3 protein-coding genes and 1 tRNA gene are annotated in these 6,437 nt (G+C 71.1%); 3 read left to right on the forward strand and 1 reads right to left on the reverse strand.

From position 1 onward, the window contains the following. Positions 1-173 precede the first annotated feature (173 nt). Together H0H10_RS02610 and H0H10_RS02615 are read left to right on the forward strand one after the other, a co-directional pair. Positions 174-836 (forward strand): DegT/DnrJ/EryC1/StrS family aminotransferase, encoded by a 663-nt coding sequence (locus tag H0H10_RS02610; protein ID WP_188179143.1) that lies wholly within the window; start codon positions 174-176, stop codon positions 834-836. A gap of 85 nt (positions 837-921) precedes the next feature. Further along, a tRNA-Thr gene (locus tag H0H10_RS02615) sits at positions 922-994 on the forward strand. Positions 995-1,046: 52 nt separating this feature from the next. Here the strand turns inward: H0H10_RS02615 and H0H10_RS02620 are convergent. Further along, positions 1,047-3,800, reverse strand: coding sequence for a SpoIIE family protein phosphatase (locus H0H10_RS02620; RefSeq protein WP_188179141.1), 2,754 nt, complete (start codon positions 3,798-3,800; stop codon positions 1,047-1,049). Between the two features lie 394 nt (positions 3,801-4,194). Here H0H10_RS02620 and H0H10_RS02625 point away from each other — a divergent pair. Continuing rightward, the coding region (locus tag H0H10_RS02625) for a HAMP domain-containing protein (protein ID WP_188179142.1) at positions 4,195-6,437 on the forward strand (2,243 nt) is incomplete at its 3' end.

A 6,437-nucleotide genomic window follows, 5' to 3' on the forward strand; every position in this document is an offset into this window, starting at 1 on the left:
CTTACAGCGCCGATGGTACTGCAGGGGGGACCCTGTGGGAGAGTAGGACGCCGCCGAACAATTATTCAAAGGGTTGGACCCCGAACTTCGGTTCCGGGTCCAACCCTTTTTTGTTTCGCGTCACTTCACGTTCACGTGGCGCAACCACCATCCCCAGCATGGGTACTGCTGCAATGCTCAGGGCCGCCGGCGTCGGAGTCGGAGACGAAGTCGTCGTGTCGGCCTTCGGGAACGTGGAAGTCGCCGAGGCCGTCGCCCTGATCGGCGCGCAGCCGGTGTTCGCGGACATAGATCCCGTGTCGTACTGCCTTGATGCCGGGGCTGTGGAGTCGGCCGTCACCCCACGGACCGCGGCCGTGGTCGTCGTGCACCGGTTCGGGCGGCCGGCGAACATGCGCAGGCTGCACGCGGTGGGGGAGCGGCACGGGCTCCTCGTGCTGGAGCAGGGCGAGTCCGAGGTGCCGCGCGGCGAGATCGCGCAGCGCAGGCAGCGGGCGGCGTTCCTCGACGCCAGGCTCCGGGGCGTGCGCACGCCCGACGGGGGCGACGGGCACACCTATCAGCAGTACGTGGTGCGGGTGCCGGGGAACGGGCGGCCGGACCGCGACGCGTTCGCCCGGGCCGTGCGGGGCAGGGGCATCGAGTGCCGGGTGCCGGTGAAGACGCCCGTGCACCGGTTGCCCGGGTTCCGACGGTGCGTGTCACTGCCCGAGACCGAGCGGGCCGCCGACGAGACGTTGGCGCTGCCGGTCGACGCCCTGCTGACGAAGCGGGACATGCAGCGGATCGTCTCCGCCTGCAACGCGCTCGGCGGGCTTCTGCAGCCGGTGTTCTGATGCGCGTGGCCGTGGTTGGGAGCACGGCTCTGTTCGGGGTATGATCTATTCCGTTGCCGCGAGGGAAACCTCGGAAAAGCAACAGGCCCCTATAGCTCAGTCGGCAGAGCGTCTCCATGGTAAGGAGAAGGTCAACGGTTCGATTCCGTTTGGGGGCTCAGCAAAAAGACCCCGTCCATTCGGGCGGGGTCTTTCGTGTGTTCGCACCTCTCAGTCGGTGTGCGGCTCCGGTACCCGCATCGCCAGGATCGCCATGTCGTCGGACGGGGCGTCCGACGCGAAGCGCTCCACCGCGCGCATGATGCGGGCCGCCACCGCGCCCGCCGTGAGGCCCGTGCAGGTCGTGAGGACGTCGGCGAGGCCGTCGTCGCCCAGCATGCGGGTGCCCTCGCGGCGTTCGGTCACGCCGTCCGTGACACAGAGGAGGACGTCGCCGGGGTCGAGGGTCACCGTCTGCTCGTACAGCTCCAAATCCTCGATGACGCCGAGGAGCGGCTGGGGTTCGGCGGCCGGTTCGACCGTGCCGTCCTGACGGAGGCGGAGGGGGAGCGGGTGGCCGGCGCAGACGACCTTCAGTTCCGCGCTGCCGTCCTCCTGCGGGCGCATCTCGCCGTACAGGAGGGTGAGGAAGCGGCTCCGGGCGCCCTCGTCGAGGATGGCGGAGTTGAGGCGCTCCAGGACCGCAGGGCCGCTCAGGCCCTCGCGGGCCAGGAGGCGCAGGGCGTGCCGGGCGAGGCCCGTGACCGCCGCCGCGTTCGGGCCCGTACCGCAGACGTCGCCGATGGCGAAGCCGTAGGCGCCGTCGCTGATGGGGAAGAGGTCGTAGAAGTCGCCGCCGACCTCGTTGCCCTCGCCGGCCGCGCGGTAGATGACCTCCACTTCGACGCCGTCGATCAGGGGCAGCTCGGGCGGCAGGAGGCTGCGCTGGAGGGACTGGCTGATCGCCGTGCGCTCGGAGTAGAGGCGGGCGTTGTCCAGGGCGAGGGCGGCCCGGCGGGACAAGTCCTCGGCCAGCTCCAGGATTTCCTGGCGGAAGTGCTCGTCGGTCGGCTTGCCGAGGGTCAGCATGCCGATCACGCGGTTGCGGGCGACCAGCGGGAGGACCACGGTCTCGCCGCCGACCGCGGAGGCCGTGGCCAGGGTCGGGCCGATCCCCGGCGTGACCTGGTGCGTGGGGCCGCCGCTCAGGCCGAGGCTGCGCATGGAGGTGCGCAGCGCCGCCTGGTGGGCCACCTCGCCGGGCGCCGTCCAGACACGGGCGCCGGGGGTCGGTACCGGGTCGGGCGCGGGGACCTTCGACAGCAGGGACTTGATGCCGTCGATGAGTTCCTCGTCCTCGTGCAGGACGTACGACAGGTACGGCTCCGAGGCCTGGTCGGCGATGGTGTAGACGGCGCACCAGGTGGCCAGGGTGGGGACCGTCATCTGAGCCATCAGGGCCAGGGTCTGGTCGCGGTCCAGGGTGCCGGCGAGGAGGTCGGAGGCCTCGACGAGGAAGCTGAGGGAACCGCGGCGCAGGCGCTCCAGTTCGCCCAGGCGGGCGGACTCGACGGCCAGGGCGATGCGGTCGGCTGCGAACTGCAGGCGCAGCGCCTCCTCGTTGGAGTACCGGCCGGGGGCCTCCGCCGCGACGCCGAGGGAGCCGGTGAGGCGGCCCTCGACCTTCAGGGGGACCGTGACGACGGAGCGCATGCCGGTGCCGTTGAGCAGCGGCACGGCGCCGGGGACGGCCGCCAGGTCGTCGTGGACGGCGGGCATGCGGGCGGAGCCGTAGCGGCCGGGGCCGGCCTCGACGGGGACACGGGCGAAGCGCTGGCGGGCCGAGGGCAGGCCGGTGGAGGCCCGGACCTCCAACTCCGTCTCGTCGTCGGTCGCGAGGAGCAGGAAGGCGGCGTCGCCGTCGAGCATGTCGCGGGCGCGCTCGGCCGTGCGCTGGAGGAGGCCGTCGAGGTCGTCGGGGGCGGGGGAGCCGATGAACACCTCGAAGGGGTCGGTGCTCTGGCCCTCGGCGGATCCGGAGGTGTCGGAGGCCGGGGTGCGCAACGGCGTCTGCAGAACAGCCCGTTCGTGGTCCCGGACGAGGAGGCACACGGTTGACGGCTCGCCTCCGGTGTCGCGGACGCGGAGGTGGGAGGCGTACACCGGGGTGACGCGGCCGTTGGCGCCGCGGATGCCGTAACTGCCCTCCCAGCGGGAGAGCTGGAGCGCCTCCGCGATGCCCGTGCTGGTGCCCGGCGTGTGCGGCCAGGCGGCGAGGTCGGTCAGGGGCTTGCCGATGACCTGCTCGGCCGGGTAGCCGAACAGTTCCCCCGCGTCCTCGTTCCAGGCCGTGATGGCGCCGGTGCGGTCGATCTGCACGACGGCGACGCGGACCCGGCCGTCGGCGAGCGGCAGGAGGTCGGCCGGGAGGGAGGGACCCGCGGTGCGGGTGCCGACCGGACGTTCGGGGAGGGCCAGCTGGAACCAGACGTTCTTGTGCGTGGGGGTGTACTCGACGCCCCAGTGGCCGGCCAGGGCCGCGCACAGCTGGAGGCCGCGCCCGCCCTCGCGGTCGGGGCTGCCCATGTTGACGGCGGAGCTCTGGAGGGGCACCTCGCGCTCGGGGTAGCGGTCGGCCACCTCGATCCGTACGCCCTCGTCGGTGCGCAGGCAGACGACGTCGGCGGCGGTGCCCGCGTGCACCACCGCATTGGTCACCAGTTCACTGGTGAGCACCACGGCGTCGTCGACGATGTCGGCGTAGCCCCAGCCCTGGAGGGTGTCGCGGACGAAGGAGCGGGCGCTTGCGACCGATCGTCCGACGGGTTCGAAGCTGGCGGCCGCGCGGGCGGTGATCACGGAACTCCTCGACCCTCTCTCCCCGTGCACGGCCTCGTGGCCGGCCGGCTCGTGCCGCTGCTGCGGCACGCCGTCCGCCGGCCGGGGGTCCGGGGGCTGTTCCCCCGGGATCAGTCCGGTGGTCATGTTTCCGGCCGCCCCTCCGATGCCCGCTCGTTCTTGTGCCACCGCCCAGGCCGGACAAACCGGCATGGCTGGACAGCCGCATGCAAGGTTACTTACCTTCGCCGTCCATGCTGATGCCGGTCCGCAGTGTTTCCGCCCGGAGGGTGTGCGGACGATGTGCGAAGCTGCCGAACTGTTATGGCCTGGTTCGGCAGGGGTGAAACACTGGGCAAGCTTCTTGTGAAGGTCCGGACGGGCCGAGTGTGTACGGCGTACGGCGGGCAGCAGCGCTGGAAGCGGTCCGGCGCGCGGGCAGGAATGCGCGGCGGCACAGGAAGTACACGGCAGTAACCGGTACGCCGAGCGGTGGTATCCGGGCACAGCAGTAATGGTCGACCCCTGCGGGAGGGACACAGTGGAGTCTGGCGCAGCGACGCGGGGCACGAAGACGCGCGCGAAGGGCGGACAGTCCCCGAAAAACCAGGGCAGGGCGCGGGGTGGCACCACCACGGTGGACACGGCCGCGCTGAACCGACTGCTGGCGGCGCTCGTGGCCATGCGGGAGGGGAACTTCCGCAGGCGGCTCACGGTGTCCGGCGACGGCGTGATGTCGGAGATCGCGGCGGTCTTCAACGAGGTGGCCGACCGCAATCTGCACCTCACCGGCGAGCTGGCGCGGGTCCGGCGGATGGTCGGGCGTGAGGGCAAACTCACGGAGCGGCTGGAGACGGGGGCCTGCGAGGGCTCCTGGGCCACGGCGATCGACAACTCCAACGCGCTCGTGGACGACCTCGTACGGCCCGTCTCCGAGGTCAGCCGGGTGCTCTCGGCGGTGGCGGACGGTGATCTGTCGCCGCGGATGGAGTTGCGGACGCTGGCGCCGGAGGGGCCGGGGCATCCGCTGCGCGGTGAGTTCCTGAAGGTCGCGCGGACGGTGAACAACCTGGTGGACCAGCTGTCCACGTTCACCGACGAGGTCACGCGCGTGGCCAGCGAGGTCGGCACCGAGGGCAAGCTGGGCGGACAGGCCCAGGTGCGCGGGATGTCCGGTTCGTGGAAGGACCTCACGGACTCGGTCAACACCATGGCGTACCGGCTGACGGCCCAGGTGCGGGACATCGCGCTGGTGACGACGGCCGTCGCCAAGGGCGACCTCTCGCGGAAGGTCACGGTGCACGTGGCCGGCGAGATGCTGGAGCTGAAGAACACCGTCAACACGATGGTGGACCAGCTCTCGGCCTTCTCCTCCGAGGTGACGCGGGTCGCCCGTGAGGTGGGCACCGAGGGCGCGCTGGGCGGGCAGGCCCAGGTGCCGGGTGTGGCCGGTGTGTGGAAGGAGCTGACCGACTCCGTCAACACCATGGCCGGGAACCTCACCGCTCAGGTGCGCGGGATCTCCGAGGTGACGACGGCGGTCGCCAACGGCGACCTGTCGCGGAAGGTGACCGTGCCGGCGCGCGGCGAGGTCGCGCAGCTCGCCGAGACGATCAACCAGATGACCGAGACGCTGCGGATCTTCGCGGACGAGGTCACGCGCGTGGCCAACGAGGTCGGTGCCGAGGGGCGGCTCGGCGGGCAGGCGAACGTGCCGGGGGCGGCGGGGACGTGGAAGGACCTCACCGATTCGGTGAACACGGTCTTCCGGAACCTGACCACTCAGGTGCGGGACATCGCCGCCGTGACGACGGCCGTGGCCAACGGTGACCTGTCGCAGAAGGTCACCGTCGACGTGGCCGGCGAGATGCTGGAGCTGAAGAACACCGTCAACACGATGGTCGACCAGCTCTCCGCCTTCGGTGCCGAGGTCACGCGGGTGGCCCGGGAGGTCGGTGTCGAGGGTGAGCTGGGCGGTCAGGCGCAGGTGCCGGGGGCGGCGGGCACCTGGAAGGACCTGACGGATTCCGTCAACACCGCCTTCCGGAACCTCACCGGGCAGGTGCGCAACATCGCCCAGGTGACGACGGCCGTGGCCAACGGCGATCTGTCGCAGAAGGTCACCGTGGACGTCTCCGGTGAGATGCTCCAGCTGAAGAACACCGTGAACACGATGGTGGACCAGCTGTCGAGCTTCGCCGACCAGGTCACGCGGATGGCCCGGGACGTGGGCACGGAGGGCCGTCTCGGCGGTCAGGCCCGCGTCGACGGCGTGTCGGGGACCTGGAAGGAGCTCACCGACTCCGTCAACTTCATGGCCGGGAACCTGACGTCCCAGGTGCGGCAGATCGCCCAGGTGACGACGGCGGTGGCGCGCGGCGACCTGTCGCAGAAGATCGACGTCGACGCGCGCGGGGAGATCCTGGAGCTGAAGAACACCATCAACACGATGGTGGACCAGCTCAGCGCCTTCGCCGAGCAGGTCACCCGGGTCGCGCGCGAGGTGGGCACGGAGGGCCGTCTCGGCGGTCAGGCCCAGGTGCCCGGGGTCGCGGGCGTGTGGCGGGACCTGACCGACTCGGTGAACGGCATGGCCGGCAACCTCACCGCGCAGGTGCGCAACATCGCGCAGGTCGCGACGGCGGTGGCGCGGGGTGACCTGTCGCAGAAGATCACCGTGGACGCGCGCGGGGAGATCCTGGAGCTGAAGAACACCCTGAACACGATGGTGGACCAGCTGTCGTCGTTCGCCCAGGAGGTCACGCGGGTGGCCCGTGAGGTGGG

The sequence above is a fragment of the Streptomyces griseicoloratus genome, assembly GCF_014534645.1.
GTDB lineage: Bacteria > Actinomycetota > Actinomycetes > Streptomycetales > Streptomycetaceae > Streptomyces > Streptomyces griseicoloratus.